The sequence below is a fragment of the Pseudomonas sp. MM227 genome, assembly GCF_947090715.1.
GTDB classification, from domain to species: Bacteria; Pseudomonadota; Gammaproteobacteria; order Pseudomonadales; family Pseudomonadaceae; genus Aquipseudomonas; species Aquipseudomonas baltica.
In genome coordinates this window covers 915,634-932,818 of record NZ_OX352319.1, presented here as the reverse complement: position 1 = coordinate 932,818, position 17,185 = coordinate 915,634, and the positions used below count along the sequence as shown (strand labels likewise).

Sequence of the window (17,185 nt, the reverse complement as noted above, 5' to 3'; positions counted from 1 at the left end):
GAATCTTTCCCGCGAAGTTATTCGCTGGAGAGCAGATCCATGGTGTGCTTGTCCATCATTTCCAGGGCGCGACCGCCACCCCGAGCCACGCACGTCAGCGGGTCTTCGGCGACGATCACCGGCAGGCCGGTTTCCTGGGCCAGCAGCTTGTCGAGGTCGCGCAGCAGCGCGCCACCGCCAGTCAGCACTAGGCCGCGCTCGGCGATGTCCGACGCCAGCTCGGGAGGCGACTGTTCCAGCGCGCTCTTGACGGCCTGCACGATGGTCGCGAGCGACTCCTGCAGGGCTTCGAGCACTTCGTTGGAGTTCAGCGTGAAGGCACGTGGAACGCCTTCGGCGAGGTTGCGCCCACGCACGTCGACTTCACGCACTTCGCCGCCTGGGTAGGCGGTGCCGATTTCCTGCTTGATGCGTTCGGCGGTGGATTCGCCGATCAGGCTGCCGTAGTTGCGACGCACGTAGGTGACGATGGCCTCGTCGAAGCGGTCGCCGCCCACACGCACGGATTCGGCATAGACCACGCCATTGAGCGAGATCAGGGCGATTTCGGTGGTACCACCGCCGATGTCGACGACCATCGAACCGCGGGCTTCCTCGACCGGCAGGCCGGCGCCGATGGCGGCCGCCATGGGCTCTTCGATCAGGAACACTTCGCGGGCACCGGCGCCCAGCGCCGATTCACGGATGGCACGGCGTTCCACCTGGGTGGATTTGCAAGGCACGCAGATCAGCACGCGCGGGCTGGGCTGCAGGAAGCTGTTCTCGTGCACCTTGTTGATGAAATATTGCAGCATCTTTTCGCAGACGCTGAAGTCGGCGATCACGCCGTCCTTCATCGGGCGAATGGCGGCGATGTTGCCGGGAGTACGGCCGAGCATGCGCTTGGCTTCGGTACCGACCGCAACGACACTTTTCTGATTACCGTGGGTCCGAATGGCCACAACTGATGGCTCATTCAGGACAATACCGCGCTCACGCACGTAAATAAGGGTGTTGGCAGTGCCCAGGTCAATGGAAAGATCGCTGGAAAACATGCCACGCAGTTTCTTGAACATGGGAAAAGGACCCTAGGCAACGCGTGGGTAAAAAAGTGCGGCAAACTCTAACAACGGCGGGGATTTTGGGCAAGGCGCCAATATGTTAAATTGGCTGTTTTTCCGGGCACGCCTGCACTCGATCGCGGCCATATGACCACAGAAGTGCGATAGTGTTCCCCAAAACCACGGCTTTGCCGTATTTCATTTTCCACTGGAGATCCCCATGGCGCTTGAACGCTGCGACGTGGAAAAAATCGCTCACCTGGCCCGCCTGGGCCTGAATGAAGCCGATATGCCACGCACCATCGAAGCACTGAACAGCATTCTGGGCCTCGTCGACCAGATGCAAGCGGTCGACACCAGCGGCATCGAACCCCTGGCCCACCCACTGGAAGCCAGCCAGCGGCTGCGCGCCGACCAGGTGACCGAACGCAACCAGCGCGAGGCTTACCAGGCCATCGCACCGGCGGTCGAGAACGGCCTGTATCTGGTTCCGAAAGTCATCGAGTAAAGGGAAAGAGCCTGCCATGCATCAACTGACACTGGCCGAGATCGCCCGCGGACTCGCCGACAAGAAATTTTCCGCCGAAGAGCTGACCCGGACCCTGCTGGCGCGTATCGCCGAGCTGGACCCGCAGCTCAACAGCTTCATCACCGTCACCCCCGAGCACGCCATCGCCCAGGCGCAGGCCGCCGATGCGCGCCGCGCCAATGGCGAAGGCGGCGCCCTGCTGGGTGCGCCGCTGGCCCACAAGGACCTGTTCTGCACCCAGGGCATCCGCACCAGCTGCGGGTCGAAGATGCTCGACAACTTCCAGGCGCCCTATGACGCCACCGTGGTGGCCAGGCTCAATGCAGCGGGCGCGGTGACCTTGGGCAAGCTGAACATGGACGAATTCGCCATGGGTTCGGCCAACGAGAACAGCCACTACGGCCCGGTGAAGAATCCCTGGAACCTGGCCCACGTGCCCGGCGGCTCCTCGGGTGGCTCGGCGGCAGCCGTGGCGGCGCGCTTGTTGCCGGTGGCAACGGGCACCGACACCGGCGGTTCGATCCGTCAACCGGCGGCCTTCACCAACCTCACTGGCATCAAGCCGACCTACGGCCGCGTGTCTCGCTGGGGCATGATCGCCTACGCTTCCAGCCTCGACCAGGCCGGGGTGCTGGCGCGCAACGCCGAGGACTGTGCCCTGTTGCTGCAAGGCATGGCGGGCTTCGACCCGCAGGACTCCACCAGCATCGATGAGCCCGTGCCCGACTACAGCGCCACCCTGGGCGGCTCGCTGCAAGGCCTGCGCATCGGCGTACCGAAGGAATACTTCGGTGCCGGCCTCGATCCGCGCATCGCCGACCTGATTCACGCCAGCATCGAGCAACTGCAGAAGCTGGGCGCAACCATCAAGGACATCAGCCTGCCGAACATGCAGCAGGCAATTGCCGCCTACTATGTGATCGCGCCGGCCGAGGCCTCTTCGAACCTGTCGCGCTTCGACGGCGTACGCTTCGGCTATCGCTGCGAACACCCCAAGGATCTCACCGACCTGTACAAGCGTTCGCGCGCCGAAGGCTTCGGCCCGGAAGTACAGCGCCGCATCATGGTCGGGGCCTATGCACTTTCGGCGGGCTACTACGACGCCTATTACCTGCAGGCGCAGAAGATCCGCCGCTTGATCAAGAACGATTTCATGGCCGCCTTCGAAGACGTCGACATGATCCTCAGCCCGACCACGCCGAACCCGGCCTGGAAGCTGGGCGCCAAGAATGCCGACCCGGTTGCTGCCTACCTCGAAGACATCTACACGATCACCGCCAACCTGGCCGGCCTGCCGGGCCTGTCGATGCCGGCCGGTTTCGTCGATGGCCTGCCAGTCGGCGTGCAGCTGCTGGCCCCCTATTTCCAGGAAGGCCGCCTGCTCAATGCGGCGCACCAGTACCAGCAAGTCACCGACTGGCACACTCGCGCGCCTGAAGGCTTCTAAGGAGAAACATCATGCAATGGGAAGTCGTGATCGGGCTGGAGATTCATACCCAGCTCGCCACCCAGTCGAAGATTTTCTCCGGCAGCTCCACCACCTTCGGCTCCGAGCCGAACACCCAGGCCAGCCTGGTCGACCTGGGCATGCCCGGCGTACTGCCAGTGCTGAACCAGGAAGCCGTGCGCATGGCCGTGATGTTCGGCCTGGCAATCGACGCCGAAATCGGCCAGCACAACGTGTTCGCGCGCAAGAACTACTTCTATCCCGACCTGCCCAAGGGCTACCAGATCAGCCAGATGGAGCTGCCGATCGTCGGCAAGGGCCACCTGGACATCACCCTGGAAGACGGCACGGTCAAGCGTATCGGCGTGACACGCGCGCACCTGGAAGAAGACGCCGGCAAGAGCCTGCACGAGGACTTCAGCGGCAGCACCGGCATCGACCTCAACCGTGCCGGCACACCGCTGCTGGAAATCGTTTCCGAGCCCGACATGCGCAGTGCCAAGGAAGCCGTGGCCTACGTCAAGGCCATGCATTCGCTGGTCCGCTACCTGGGCATCTGTGACGGCAACATGGCCGAAGGCTCGTTGCGCTGTGACTGCAACGTGTCGATCCGGCCCAAGGGCCAGGTCGAGTTCGGCACCCGCTGCGAGATCAAGAACGTCAACTCGTTCCGCTTCATCGAGCGCGCCATCAACAGCGAGATCGCACGCCAGATCGAACTGATCGAAGACGGCGGCAAGGTCATCCAGCAGACCCGCCTGTACGACCCGAACAAGGACGAGACACGCGCCATGCGCAGCAAGGAGGAAGCCAACGACTACCGTTACTTCCCCGACCCCGATCTGCTGCCGGTGGTGATCGAGGATTCGTTCCTGGAAACCACCCGGGCCACCCTGCCCGAGTTGCCGCCCGCCAAGCGCGAGCGCTTCAAGAACGAGTTCGGCCTGTCTGCCTACGATGCCAGCGTCCTCGCTTCGAGCCGTGAGCAGGCGGACTTCTTCGAGCAGGTGGTGGCCAGCTGCGCCGATGCCAAGCTTGCCGCCAACTGGGTCATGGTCGAGCTGGGCAGCCTGTTGAACAAGCAGGGTGTGGAAATCGAGGAGTCGCCGGTCAGCGCCGCACAACTGGGTGGCATGCTGCAGCGCATCAAGGACAACACCATCTCCGGCAAGATCGCCAAGATGGTTTTCGAAGCCATGGCCAACGGTGAAGGCGATGCCGACCAGATCATCGAGGCGCGTGGCCTGAAACAGGTCACCGACAGCGGGGCAATCGAGAAGGTGCTCGACGAAGTGCTGGCTGCCAATGCCGAGCAGGTCGAACAGTACCGCGCGGCAGACGAAGCCAAGCGCGGCAAGATGTTCGGCTTCTTCGTCGGCCAGGCAATGAAAGCCTCGAAGGGCAAGGCCAATCCGCAGCAGGTCAACGAGCTGCTCAAGAGCAAGCTGGCCGGTTGATGCGCCGACGCCTTTTCTGTAGCAGCGGCGCGAGCCGCGTCCGGCGCAGTTGTAGCAGCGGCGCGAGCCGCGTCCGGCGCAGTTGTAGCAGCGGCGCGAGCCGCGTCCGGCGCAGTTGTAGCAGCGGCGCGAGCCGCGTCCGGCTTCAACGCGGTGAAGCAAACGGACCGCGTATACCGCCGACGCGGCTTGCGCCGCTGCTACAGGCGTTGCGTGTGTGCTGTGTCGGTGCAATTGCCGTGCTGGCGGGCTGCGCCGGCCAGAACGACCTCATCGACCCGCGCGGCTACAACCGCGAGGGGGTCGCTTCCTACTACGGCGCACGCCATCACGGTGCTCGCACCGCCAGTGGCGAACGCTTCGATCAACACGGTCTCACCGCTGCCCACCGCCAGCTTCCATTCGGTACCGGGGTAGTGGTGACCAATCTGTCCAACAAGCGCAATGTAGTGGTGCGGATCAACGATCGCGGCCCACATTCGCGCGGGCGCCTGATCGATGTGTCAAAAGGCGCTGCCGAAGAATTGGGCATGCTGCGCAGCGGCACGGCCCGAGTGCGCGTGCAGACCTTGCAAGACTGACCTGGAGCGACCCTTATCCCCGATCTTGCCACCCTGCCCGGCCCGACCTTGCTGCAACTGTTCGCAGGGCTGCTGCTGCTGATTGCCGGCGCCGAGTGCCTGGTGCGCGGCGCCGTGCGCCTGGCGGCCGCGCTCAAGATCAGGCCGCTGGTAGTGGGCCTGGGCGTGGTTGCGCTGGGCAGCAGTGTGCCGCAGCTGGCCGTCAGCCTGCAGGCGACGTTCGTCGGTACGCCGGACATCGCCGTCGGCAGCCTTGTGGGCAGCAATATCTTCAGTTTGCTGGTGACCCTGGGGCTGTCCGCGCTGATCATTCCGCTACGGGTTTCGCGGCAACTGCTGCGGCTCGATATTCCTCTGTTGATCGCAGCCAGTGCGCTGGTGTTCGGGCTGGCCCTGAACGAACAGTTGGGGCGCCTGGAAGGCGGCGTCCTGCTTCTGGCCCTGGTTGGTTATCTGGGCGTGCTGTGGCGCCAGTCTCGGCATCCGGGCCGGGTGGCGACAGCCCAGGGCACAGCGCCCTGGCTCAAGTGTCTGGGCATGATGCTCGGCGGCTTGCTGCTGCTGGGCGCGGGCAGCCACTGGCTGCTGGAAGCGGCGCTGGAGCTGGCCACCGATTTCGGCTTGTCGGACCGGGTGATCGGGTTGACCATCGTGGCCGTCGGCACCTCACTGCCGGAACTGGCGACGTCGTTGGTCGCCGCCTTTCGCGGTCACCGCGAGATCGCAGTGGGCAACGTCATCGGCAGCAACCTGTTCAACCTGCTCGGTGTACTCGGCCTGACCGCAGTGCTGGCACCTGCGCCCCTGAGCGTGTCACCCAACGCGCTGGACTTCGACCTGCCGGTGATGCTCGGCGTCACCCTGCTGTGCCTGCCGCTGTTCTATTCCGGATACCGGGTCACGCGGATCGAAGGGCTGGTGCTGCTGGGGTTGTACGTCGCGTATGGCCTGCACGTGGTGGCGTTCACCACGGGCATGCCATTGGCGGCCAGGCTGGAAGAGCTGATGCTGTTCTACGTGCTGCCGTTGCTGGCGGCGGTGGTGCTGTGGGGCACCCTGCGCGCCTGGCGCCGACAGCACTGAGCCAGGCGGCCTCCTACCCTGCCCGACGCTTCTTGACCATCCAGGCCACGGCCAGCACCCCAAGCCACAAGGGAATCAACAGCACCGAAATGCGGATTCCCGGCGTCATGTACATGATCACCAGAATGCCCGCCAGGAACAGCAGGCATACCCAGTTGGTGATCGGGTAGCCCCAGCTGGGGAAGAACGTCGCCTGACCGTTGGCGCGCATGGCCTTGCGAAACTTCAGGTGAGTGATGCTGATGATGCCCCAGTTGATGACCAGTGCGGACACGGCCAACGCCATCAACAAGCCGAAGGCCTCGCCCGGCATCAGGTAGTTGATGACCACGCTCAACCCGGTCGCCATGGCGGAAATACCCAGCGCTTTCATGGGCACGCCACGGCGGTTGACCTTGAGCAGGGTCTTGGGCGCATCGCCCTGCACCGCCAGGCCGAACAGCATGCGGCTGTTGCAATAGACGCAGCTGTTGTACACCGACAGCGCCGCGGTCAGCACTACCACGTTGAGCACGGTTGCCACTACGTTGCTGTCCAGCGCATGGAAGATCATCACGAACGGGCTGCCACCCTCGACCACTTTCTGCCACGGATACAGCGACAACAAGATGGTCAAGGCGCCCACGTAGAACAGCAGGATCCGGTAGATCACCTGGTTGGTGGCCTTGGGGATGCTGCGCTTGGGATCATCGGCTTCGGCGGCGGTGATGCCGACCAGCTCCAGGCCACCGAAGGAAAACATGATGACCGCCATGGCCAGGGTCAATCCACCGATGCCGTTGGGGAAGAAGCCGCCGTATTGCCACAGGTTGGCGATGCTGGCGTCCGGCCCACCGCTGCCGGTGGCCAGCATCCAGGCGCCGAAGCCGATCATGCTGACGATGGCGGCCACCTTGATCAGCGAAAACCAGAACTCCATCTCGCCATAGATCTTCACCTGGAACATGTTGATCGCGTTGATCAGCACGAAGAACACCGCGGCCGAGGCCCAGGTCGGCACGTCCGGCCACCAGTACTTGATGTAGATGCCCACGGCGGTCAACTCGGCCATGCCTACCAGCACATACAGCACCCAATAGTTCCAACCGGACATGAAGCCGGCCAGGCCGCTCCAGTAGCGGTTGGCGAAATGGCTGAAGGTACCGGTGACCGGCTCTTCAACGACCATTTCGCCCAGCTGGCGCATGATGAAGAAGGCGATCAGGCCGCCGATGGCGTAACCCAGGATGACCGACGGGCCGGCCATGCCGATGGTCTGGGCGATGCCCAGGAACAGGCCGGTGCCGATCGCCCCGCCCAGGGCAATGAGCTGGATATGCCTGTTTTTCAGACCCCGATGCAGACCTTCGGGGGTGGATTGATCATCCATTGCGGTTCCTTAGCGGGTGAATGCTTGCGGGTGTGCAAGCAGCGTCTAGATCCAGCCGCCCCACTGCAACAGGAATATTCCGATATTGGTGGTGATGGCTGCCGCCAGGGTGGTGATGACGATGATGGCGGCGGCGAGCGAATAGTTGCCGCCGCTGGCCCGCACCATGACATAACCGACCGAGGCCGAAGGAGCGCCAATATACAGGAACAGAATGCCCAGTTCCGCCCCGCGAAAGCCCAACAGCCAGGCACCGAAGGTACCGACGATCGGCAGCAGGATCATTTTCACCGCGCTGGCACTCAGCGCCACCGAACCACTGCTGCGCAATGCGGCCAGCGACAGGGTCCCGCCGATGCAGATCAGCGCCAGCGGCAGGCTCATTTGCGCGACGTAGTCAGCGGAGGTCAGGATCCAGTTGGGAATGGGCACCTGCAACCAGGCGAAGGGCACGGCCAATACCACGCTGATGATCAACGGGTTGACCAGGATGCTTTTGCAGATGCTGAGCGGATCGGACTTGATGTTCGGGCTGTAGATCGCCAGCACCACTACCGACAGCGAGTTGTAGAGCACGATCACCAAACCGGCGAGGATCGAGCCCAGGGAGATGCCGTAGTCGCCATACATGCTGCCCGCCAGGGCCAGGCCGATGACACCGTTGTTGCCGCGAAAGGCGCCCTGGGTGAACACCCCACGGTCGACTTGCGGGCATCGCTTGGTGGCGATCCACCAGGCGATGGCGAAGCTGCCCACCGTGGCCACCACGAAATACACGAGCAGGCCCGGCTTGAGTGCAGAGCGCAGGTCGGCATGGTAGATGCCCAGAAACAGCAGCGACGGCATGCAGACGTTGAACACCAGGGCCGAGGCGGTCTTGATGAAGTTGTCGTTGATCCACTCGATCCGCTTCAGCCCGTAGCCGAGAAACAGCATGGCGAACACCGGAGCGGTCACGTTCAGGGTCTGCAGAAATAGGGCGAGCATGCCGGGGAACCTGTTGCCTGGGGTCAGGCGACAATGATAGCGAGGATGTGGGGGTCAGGCGGGGAAATTCTGGAAAGGTATGGCAGGCAGGGCCGCTTCGCGGGCAGAGGGCTGGCCCCCCGCCCCGCTCCCACAGAGATCCTCAGTGTATGCAGGATTCCCATAGGAGCGGTCAGCGGCCGCGAAAGCCGCACTGCAGTTTCGAGACTTACTGCGGACCCATCTTGTCCATCAGGGCAGCGAGCATTTCGTACTCTTCGCCGGTCAGGTCGGTCAGCGGGGTGCGCACCGGGCCTGCGTCGTAGCCGGCAATCTTCGCGCCTGCCTTGACGATGCTGACTGCGTAGCCGGATTTACGATTGCGAATGTCCAGGTAAGGCAGGAAGAAGTCGTCGATCAACTTGCCCACGGTGACATGATCTTCAGCGGCGATTGCGCGGTAGAAGTCCATGGCGGTCTTCGGGATGAAGTTGAACACGGCGGACGAATACACCGGCACACCCAGAGCCTTGTAGGCCGCTGCATAGACTTCGGCGGTCGGCAGGCCACCCAGGTAGCTGAAGCGGTCGCCCAGGCGACGGCGGATCGACACCATCAGTTCGATGTCGCCCAGGCCGTCCTTGTAGCCGATCAGGTTCGGGCAGCTTTCGGCCAGGCGTTCCAGCAATGGCGCGTTCAAACGGCAGACATTGCGGTTGTAGACGATGACGCCGATGTTGACCGATTTGCACACGGCCTCGACGTGGGCGGCTACGCCGTCCTGGCTCGCTTCGGTCAGGTAGTGCGGCAGCAGCAGCAGACCCTTCGCGCCCAGGCGCTCGGCTTCCTGTGCATACTCGATGGCCTGGCGAGTGGAACCACCGACGCCGGCGAGGATAGGCACGCTGGTGGCGCAGGTGTCGACGGCAGTCTTGATCACTTGCGAGTATTCGCTGGCAGCCAGGGAGAAGAACTCACCGGTGCCGCCGGCGGCGAACAGGGCGCTGGCGCCGTAGGGGGCAAGCCATTCCAGGCGCTTGATGTAGCCTTCGCGATGGAAGTCGCCCTGGGCAGTGAAGTCGGTTACTGGAAAAGACAGCAGGCCGTGATTGAGGATGGACTTTAGTTCTTGTGGATTCATTGTTTGAACACCCTGAGTCGCATGGAAAATTGAACAACCAAGCAGCCATGGCTGGCTGATGTCGTACGTCATCGTACAACTACTTATGCAGTTCCTCAATAGGTTGAACGAAGTATTTTCAGATTGTCCCGAATGGGCTTCGCCGAATGCCGAGACGACACACGGGATCCCTGTAGCAGCGGCGCAAGCCGCGTCCGGCCGCACCGCGCCCTGCCAGATACACCGCGCCAGCCGCCGACGCGGCTTGCGCCGCTGCTACAAGGGTTGCGGTGTTTCTGTAGCAGCGGCGCTAGCCGCGTCCGGCCTCGCTGCGATCTGCCAGATCACCGCGCCGACCGCCGACGCGGCGTTCAGCCCCTGCCCGCTTCGGCTTCCTGGTGCGCTTGGCGCAAGCGCTCGCGGCTGTTGGTCAGGTGCAGGCGCATGGCTGCGCGCGCGGCATCGGAATCCTGGCGGGCGATGGCGTCGTAGATTTCCTCGTGCTCGCGACTGAGTCGGGTCATGTAGTGCTGCTGGTCGTCATGTGCCAGACGTGCCGAATTCAGGCGGGTGCGGGGAATGATGCTGGTGCCCAGGTGCGTCATGATGTCGGTGAAATAGCGGTTGCCAGTGGACAAGGCAATCTGCAGATGGAACTGGAAATCGGACGCCACTGCATCGCTGGCATGGGCCGCGCTTTCGTTCAGCGCATCGAGGGCCGCGCGCATCGCCGCCAGTTGCTCGGGTGAGCGACGGCTGGCGGCCAGCCCGGCGGACTCCACTTCCAGGCTGATGCGCAGCTCGAGCACGGCGAGCACATCGCGCAAGGTCACGATGGTCGCTGGATCGATGCGAAAACCACTCGGGCTGGGCGTATCCAGCACGAAGGTGCCGATGCCGTGGCGGGTTTCGACCTGACCTGCCGCCTGCAGCCGGGAAATGGCTTCACGCACCACGGTCCGGCTGACGCCCTGCTCTTCCATGATGGCCGACTCGGTAGGCAGCTTGTCGCCACGCTTGAGGTCACCATCGAGGATGCGCTGGGTCAGCACGGCCACCAGTTCCTGGGCCAGGCTGCGCGGTTTGCGACGGGCGCGTGGGGCGGCGCTCTGAGTATCCATAGTGAAAGTCATTCTCGAAACGGTCGGTGATTGAAGCAATCATAGCCTAAAGCGGGTTGTACGATCATGGCATGAGCTGCCGCAGGGCCCGGCGGGCGGGCGAATGCCGCCTGCCCAGGCGCGCAGGGCGCCAGCCAGAGCGCTCCACGCGGGTTCACCGACGCACGGGGCGTTTCTGCAATTTGCGTTGCAGGGTACGCCGGTGCATACCCAGCGCTCGCGCCGTGGCGGAAATGTTGCCGGCGTGCTCGGTGAGCACTCGCTGGATGTGCTCCCATTGCAGGCGGTCGACCGACATCGGGTTTTCCGGCACCAGCGTGTCGAGGTCAGCGTGTTCGGCCGACAGCGCCGCCAGTACGTCATCGGCGTCGGCCGGCTTGCACAGGTAGTTGCAGGCGCCACGCTTGATCGCCTCCACTGCAGTGGCGATGCTCGAATAGCCGGTGAGAATCACCACGCGCATTTCCGGATCCAGCTCCAGCAGCTTGGGCAGCAGCACCAGGCCCGAATCGCCTTCCATCTTCAGGTCCAGCGCGGCGTAGTCGGGTACATCGTCCTGGGCCAGCTTCAAGCCTTCCTCGGCGCTGCCTGCGGTGCTTACGCGAAAGCCTCGGCGGGTCATGGCACGGGCCATCACGCGGGTAAACGTGGCGTCGTCGTCCACCAGCAACAGGTGCGGCAGCTCTTCGCCTTCGACTTGGTTTTCGTCAGTCATCGATCATCTCCTGGGACGCCACGGGGCAGGCGCAGCTCGGTGAGCGTGCCGCCCTCTTCATGACTATAGAGTTTTACCGAGCCGCCGGCGCGAGTCACGCTGGCCTTGCTCAAGAACAGGCCAAGGCCGAAGCCCTTGCCCTTGGTAGTGAAGAACGGTTTGCCGATCTGCTCGGCAATGGCCAGGGGAACACCCGCGCCGTGGTCGCGGATCACGATGAAGATGTCTTCACTGTCCCAGTCCAGCTTGACCTCGAGGTTGTCGGGGCAGGCATCGGCGGCGTTGTTGAGCAGGTTGAGCAGCGCCTGGGTGAGGTCCGGAGGCGGCGACAGGTGCGGCACCTCGCCTTGGCCCAGGCGGTGGAAACGGTAGCTGGACTCGGGGCGCATCAGGTGCCAGCGATTGAGGGCTTCGTCGAGCCAGGCGGTGACCGGCTGATCGACCACGGCCATGCGTCGGTTGGCTTCGGCAGCCCGCACCAGTTGCTGGAGGGTTTCCTTGCACAGCTTGACCTGATCCTGCAGCACCTGCAGGTCTTCCTGCAGTTCAGGCTGGGGATGGTCCTGGCGCATTTCCTTGAGCAGCACGCTCATGGTGGCGAGCGGCGTACCCAGCTCATGGGCAGCGCCCGCAGCCTCGGTGGCCACGGCCAGCAGTTGCTGGTCGCGCAGGCCTTCTTCGCGGCGCTGGGCACGCAGCTGTTCCTGGCGCCGCAGCTCTTCGGCCATCTTGGCGGCGAAGAAGGTAATCACCGAAGCGGCCAGGGCGAAGCTCAGCCACATGCCGTAGATCTGCAGGTTTTCACGGCCGATCGGCAGCGTGTCGAGGGGGTAGAAGTGCGCCAGCATGAAGGTGTAGCAGGCCAGCGCGATGCCTGAGAGCACCAGGGAGTAGACCCACGGCAGGGTCACGGCGGCAATGGTCAGGGGCACCAGGTAGTAGGACACGAACGGGTTGGCGCCGCCGCCCGAATAGTAGAGCAGGACGCTGTGGATCAGCAGGTCGCAGGCCAGTTGCAGGGCGTACTCGAGCTCGGTGACCGGCAACGAGAAGCGCAGGCGCAGGACGGTCAGCGCGCAGAGTATGGCGGACACCGCCAGGGTGGTGCTCAGCGCCAGCCAAGGCAAAGGCAGTAGATGCGTGAGGTAGGCGAAACCGACCGAGCCGGCCTGAGCGGCCAGTACCAGGGTGCGGATGAAGGTCAGGCGCCAGAGGTTCTGGCGTGAAGCGGAAAGAGGCATAGGATGGGCGAGCATTTGCTCTCCAGTGAGCTCTGCAGGCGGATCGGTGCAAGTATAACCAACTCGACACGCCGACAGCGGAAACTGCGGCAAATGACCGCGCGAAACGCATGAACCGGGCATCGTTCAGGAACCGCATCCGGCCTGGCCAGTCTTACCCAGCACCTACAACAAGGAGTTTTCCATGCCCGTCATCACCCGCAGCGCCGCTTTGGTCCTTGGCGCGAGCCTGCTGGCCAGCCTTCCCGCGCTGGCCGACGAAGCCCGCTACAACCAGATTTCCCTGCGCGCCGAGGTCAGCCAGGAAGTGCCCCGCGACCTGATGCTCGTAACCCTCTACAGCGAAGAGCAGAACGCCGACCCGGCCAAGCTCGCCGCCGGCATCACCGACACCTTGAACAAGGCCCTCGCCCAGGCGCGCGAAGTCAAGGGCGTGATCGTGCGCCAGGGCAGCCGCAACAGCTACCCGATCTATGACGACAAAGGCCAGGCCATCACCGGCTGGCGCGAGCGCGCGGAAGTGCGCCTGGAAAGCGCCGATTTCCCCGCGCTGTCCAAACTCACCGGCGAACTGCTGCAGAGCCTGAAAATGGGCGCCATGGACTTCTCGATCGCCGACAAGACCCGCAAGCAGAGCGAAGACGCCCTGCTCAAGGAAGCCGTCGCTGCGTTCAAGGCCCGTGCTCAACTGGCCACCGACGCCTTGGGTGGCAAGAGCTACAAGGTGGTCAATCTCAACCTCAACAGCGCGGGCTATCCGCGGCCCTACGCGTCCGCCCCGATGATGATGAAAGCCGCCCGTTCCGACGCTGCCCCGGTAACCCCGGACGTGGAAGCCGGCACCAGCGAGGTCAGCATCAACGCTGATGGCGTCATCGAAGTCGTGATGCCTTGATGCGCTGCCGCCCTTGATCGGGCGGCCCTATCCCCTATTGCCATTCATCTGCCGAGGCCCCCATGCACATCCCCGCCTTCAAGCCACTGCTCCTGACCGCTGCCCTGTGTGCCGGGATGCCCATGGCCCAGGCCGCGAGCACCCTGGTGTACTGCTCAGAAGCCAGCCCCGCCGGCTTCGACCCCAGCCAATACACCAGCGGCACCGATTTCGACGCTTCGGCGGAAACCGTCTTCAATCGCCTGACCCAGTTCAAGCGCGGCGGCACCGAAGTCGAGCCTGGCCTGGCCACCTCCTGGGACGTATCGGCCGACGGTTTGAGCTACACCTTTCACTTGCGCGAAGGGGTCAAGTTCCACAGCACCGACTACTTCACGCCCAGCCGCGATTTCAACGCCGACGACGTGCTGTTCACCTTCCAGCGCCTGCTCGATCCCGAGCACCCCTTTCGCAAGGCCTACCCTTCGGAATCGCCCTACTTCACCGACATGGGCCTGAACACCAACATCAAGTCGGTCAGCAAACAGGACGAGCACACCGTCGTCTTCACCCTCGCCACGGTCGATGCCGCGTTCGTGCAGAACCTGGCCATGAGCTTCGCCTCGGTGCAATCCGCCGAATATGCCGCGCAGCTGCTCAAGCAGGGCAAGGCTGCCGACATCAATCAGAAACCGATCGGCACCGGCCCGTTCGTCTTCAAGCGCTATCAGAAGGATTCGCAGATCCGCTACGTTGCCAACAAGGCGTACTGGAAGCCTGAAGACGTCAAGCTCGACAACCTGATCTTCGCGATCAACACCGATGCTGCCGTGCGCCTGCAGAAACTCAAGGCCGGCGAATGCCAGGTCAGCGGCTATCCGCGTCCCGCCGACATCGAGGTGATGAAACAGGACCCCAACCTGCGTGTGCTCAGCCAGCCCGGCTTCAACCTGGGCTTCCTTGCCTACAACGTGACCCATCCGCCGCTCGATCAACTCAAGGTGCGTCAGGCACTGGACATGGCGATCGACAAGCCCGCCATCATCAAGGCGGTGTACCAGAGCGCCGGCCAACTGGCACAGAACGCCCTGCCCCCTGCGCAATGGTCTTACGACACGGGCATCAAGGACGCGCCCCACGACATCACCAAGGCCCGCGCGCTGCTCAAGGAAGCCGGGATCAAGGAAGGCACGACCATCGACCTGTGGGCCATGACGGTGCAGCGCGCTTCCAACCCCAACGCGCGCATGTCGGCGCAGATGATCCAGAGCGATTGGGCCAAGGTCGGCATCAAGGCCAACATCGTCAGCTACGAATGGGGCGAGTACATCAAGCGCGCCAAGAACGGCGAGCACGACACCATGATCTACGGCTGGACCGGCGACAACGGCGACCCCGACAACTGGCTCGGTGTGCTCTACAGCTGTGCGGCGGTCAAGGGCAGCAACTACGCCAAATGGTGCGACCCGGCCTACGACAAGCTGATCCAGCAGGCCAAGCTGAGCAGCGATCGCGACGAGCGTGTGAAGCTGTACCAGCAGGCGCAGCGCATCCTCAAGCAACAGGTGCCGATCACGCCCATCGCCAACTCCACGGTGTTCCAGCCCATGCGCAAGGAAGTTCAGGACTTCCGCATCAGCCCCTTCGGCCTGACCCCTTTCTACGGTGTCAGCCTCTCGCAGTGATACCTAACGCCCCATTGCAGTGCGCCAGCGTGGTGCAGTGGGGTCGATAAGCGTGCGTTCTGCTGCAAAACGTTATTGATCGTGCGTTCAACTATCGAAAAAATTATATCGATGCGACATTCGTGTACGCCCGTCCCACCGTTTCAACCCCGATTCGATGCAAACAGTTGATTTGGGTATGCCGCCTGCATAAGTATCGGCCGGGTCGGCCCACAAGGTCGCCCTCATTCTTAAAATGACAACAACTGAGGCCACCATGCTCAAAACCGCGGTCATTCCGTTCATCGTCGGGGCCGGCCTGCTTGCCAGCGCCCCTTTCGCCCATGCTGCGAGCAACCTTGTATTCTGCTCCGAAGGCAGTCCGGCGGGTTTTGACCCGGCGCTGTATACCAGTGGCACGGATTTCGACGCTTCTGCAGAAACCGTCTTCAACCGTCTGAGCCAGTTCGAGCGTGGCGGCACTGCGGTCATTCCTGGCCTGGCCACGAGCTGGGACATCTCCGAAGACGCACTGACCTACACCTTCCACCTGCGCGAAGGGGTCAAGTTCCACACCACCGACTACTTCAAGCCGTCCCGCGAATTCAACGCCGACGACGTGCTGTTCACGTTCAACCGCATGATCGACAAGAACATGCCGTTCCGCAAAGCCTATCCGACCGAGTTCCCGTACTTCACCGACATGGGCATGGACGAGAACATCACCAACATCGAGAAGCTCGACGACCACACCGTTCGCTTCACCCTGAAGACCGTCGATGCCGCCTTCATCCAGAACATGGCGATGAGCTTCGCCTCGATCCAGTCCGCCGAATACGCCGCCCAACTGCTGAAGCAGGGCAAGGCCGCCGACATCAACCAGAAGCCGATCGGCACCGGCCCGTTCGTGTTCAACCGCTACCAGAAAGACGCGCAGATTCGCTACAAGGGCAACAAGGACTACTGGAACCCGGATGACGTGAAGATCGACAACCTGATCTTCGCCATCACCACCGATGCATCGGTGCGCATGCAGAAACTCAAGAAGAACGAATGCCAGGTCAGCGTGTACCCACGCCCGGCCGACCTCAAGCCGCTCAAGGAAGACAACAAGCTGCAGATGCCTGACCAGGCCGGCTTCAACCTGGGCTACATCGCCTACAACGTCACCCATGAACCGCTGGGCAACCTCAAGGTCCGCCAGGCGCTGGACATGGCCGTGAACAAGAAAAGCATCATCGAAGCCGTGTACCAGGGCGCTGGCCAGCTGGCAGTGAACGCCATGCCGCCGACCCAGTGGTCCTACGACGAAAGCATCAAGGACGCCGGCTACAACGTGGAAGAGGCCAAGAAGCTGCTCAAGGAGGCCGGCGTCAAGGAAGGTACCGAGATCACCCTGTGGGCGATGCCGGTGCAGCGTCCCTACAACCCCAATGCCAAGTTGATGGCCGAGATGCTGCAATCGGACTGGGCCAAGGTGGGTATCAAGGCCAAGATCGTCAGTTACGAATGGGGTGAGTACCTCAAGCGAGCCAAGGCCGGCGAGACCGATGCCATGCTGATCGGCTGGAGCGGCGACAACGGTGACCCGGACAACTGGCTCGGCACCCTGTACGGCTGCGACGCGGTGAACGGCAACAACTTCTCGAAGTGGTGCGACAAGGACTACGACCAGTTGATCAAGACCGCCAAGGCCACGCCCGACCAGGCCAAGCGTACCGAACTGTACAAGCAGGCCCAGGTGCGCCTCAAGGAACAGGTGCCGATCACCCCGATCGCGCACTCCACGGTCTACCAGCCCATGAGCGCCAAGGTCACCGACTTCAAGATCAGCCCCTTTGGCTTGAACTCGTTCTATGGCGTAGGCCTGAAGGACTGACAAAGGCGTCTCCCCCATGCAGGCGAGCGATGGACCGGCAGGTCCGTCGCTCACTTCGCCTGCACAAACGCCAGGATCTTTCCCACAGCATTACCGGAA

At 63.1% G+C, this 17,185-nt stretch carries 15 protein-coding genes; 8 read left to right on the top strand and 7 right to left on the bottom strand.

What is annotated here, in order from left to right:
* Window positions 1–17: 17 nt before the first annotated feature.
* The gene (gene mreB, locus ONG87_RS04145; protein ID WP_008371426.1) at window positions 18–1,055 is read right to left on the bottom strand and encodes a rod shape-determining protein MreB; all 1,038 of its coding nucleotides are present in this window, start codon (window positions 1,053–1,055) and stop codon (window positions 18–20) included.
* 205 nt (window positions 1,056–1,260) lie between these two features.
* Between mreB and gatC the strand changes: the two genes are divergently transcribed.
* The 5 genes from gatC to ONG87_RS04120 all read left to right on the top strand — a co-directional run bounded on the left by gatC (window position 1,261) and on the right by ONG87_RS04120 (window position 6,137).
* Window positions 1,261–1,548: an Asp-tRNA(Asn)/Glu-tRNA(Gln) amidotransferase subunit GatC gene (gene gatC / locus ONG87_RS04140; protein ID WP_122479517.1), complete on the top strand. Its 288-nt coding sequence runs from the start codon at window positions 1,261–1,263 to the stop codon at window positions 1,546–1,548.
* 16 nt (window positions 1,549–1,564) lie between these two features.
* Window positions 1,565–3,016, top strand: a complete 1,452-nt coding sequence (gatA, locus tag ONG87_RS04135; RefSeq protein ID WP_192104244.1) for an Asp-tRNA(Asn)/Glu-tRNA(Gln) amidotransferase subunit GatA — start codon at window positions 1,565–1,567, stop codon at window positions 3,014–3,016.
* A gap of 11 nt (window positions 3,017–3,027) precedes the next feature.
* Window positions 3,028–4,473: an Asp-tRNA(Asn)/Glu-tRNA(Gln) amidotransferase subunit GatB gene (gene gatB, locus ONG87_RS04130; protein WP_122479519.1), complete on the top strand. Its 1,446-nt coding sequence runs from the start codon at window positions 3,028–3,030 to the stop codon at window positions 4,471–4,473.
* Window positions 4,474–4,688: 215 nt separating this feature from the next.
* Window positions 4,689–5,054 (top strand): septal ring lytic transglycosylase RlpA family protein, encoded by a 366-nt coding sequence (locus ONG87_RS04125; protein ID WP_264382263.1) that lies wholly within the window; start codon window positions 4,689–4,691, stop codon window positions 5,052–5,054.
* 57 nt (window positions 5,055–5,111) lie between these two features.
* The gene (locus ONG87_RS04120) at window positions 5,112–6,137 is read left to right on the top strand and encodes a calcium/sodium antiporter (RefSeq protein WP_122479736.1); all 1,026 of its coding nucleotides are present in this window, start codon (window positions 5,112–5,114) and stop codon (window positions 6,135–6,137) included.
* Between the two features lie 13 nt (window positions 6,138–6,150).
* On the opposite strand, the gene ONG87_RS04115 is transcribed toward ONG87_RS04120, so the two are convergent.
* From ONG87_RS04115 to ONG87_RS04090, 6 genes are all read right to left on the bottom strand, one after another.
* Window positions 6,151–7,506 carry an amino acid permease gene (locus tag ONG87_RS04115; RefSeq protein WP_122479521.1) on the bottom strand — a complete coding sequence of 452 codons (1,356 nt, stop codon included), beginning with the start codon at window positions 7,504–7,506 and terminating at the stop codon, window positions 6,151–6,153.
* Window positions 7,507–7,551: 45 nt separating this feature from the next.
* Complete coding sequence (locus ONG87_RS04110) at window positions 7,552–8,493, bottom strand: AEC family transporter (protein ID WP_185794060.1); 942 nt, start codon at window positions 8,491–8,493, stop codon at window positions 7,552–7,554.
* Between the two features lie 208 nt (window positions 8,494–8,701).
* Window positions 8,702–9,613 (bottom strand): 5-dehydro-4-deoxyglucarate dehydratase, encoded by a 912-nt coding sequence (kdgD, locus tag ONG87_RS04105; RefSeq protein WP_122479523.1) that lies wholly within the window; start codon window positions 9,611–9,613, stop codon window positions 8,702–8,704.
* Between the two features lie 350 nt (window positions 9,614–9,963).
* Window positions 9,964–10,713, bottom strand: coding sequence for a FadR/GntR family transcriptional regulator (locus tag ONG87_RS04100; protein ID WP_122479524.1), 750 nt, complete (start codon window positions 10,711–10,713; stop codon window positions 9,964–9,966).
* 154 nt (window positions 10,714–10,867) lie between these two features.
* Window positions 10,868–11,428: a response regulator transcription factor gene (locus ONG87_RS04095; RefSeq protein ID WP_122479525.1), complete on the bottom strand. Its 561-nt coding sequence runs from the start codon at window positions 11,426–11,428 to the stop codon at window positions 10,868–10,870.
* Window positions 11,425–12,684: an ATP-binding protein gene (locus ONG87_RS04090; protein ID WP_122479526.1), complete on the bottom strand. Its 1,260-nt coding sequence runs from the start codon at window positions 12,682–12,684 to the stop codon at window positions 11,425–11,427. The genes ONG87_RS04095 and ONG87_RS04090 overlap by 4 nt, the downstream gene beginning before the upstream one ends.
* A 169-nt stretch (window positions 12,685–12,853) precedes the next feature.
* Between ONG87_RS04090 and ONG87_RS04085 the strand changes: the two genes are divergently transcribed.
* From ONG87_RS04085 to ONG87_RS04075, 3 genes are all read left to right on the top strand, one after another.
* The gene (locus ONG87_RS04085) at window positions 12,854–13,564 is read left to right on the top strand and encodes an SIMPL domain-containing protein (RefSeq protein WP_192057685.1); all 711 of its coding nucleotides are present in this window, start codon (window positions 12,854–12,856) and stop codon (window positions 13,562–13,564) included.
* A gap of 62 nt (window positions 13,565–13,626) precedes the next feature.
* Complete coding sequence (locus ONG87_RS04080) at window positions 13,627–15,228, top strand: ABC transporter substrate-binding protein (RefSeq protein WP_192057686.1); 1,602 nt, start codon at window positions 13,627–13,629, stop codon at window positions 15,226–15,228.
* Between the two features lie 256 nt (window positions 15,229–15,484).
* On the top strand, window positions 15,485–17,086 hold the full coding sequence (locus tag ONG87_RS04075) for an ABC transporter substrate-binding protein (RefSeq protein ID WP_185794064.1): 1,602 nt from the start codon (window positions 15,485–15,487) through the stop codon (window positions 17,084–17,086).
* Window positions 17,087–17,185 lie beyond the last annotated feature (99 nt).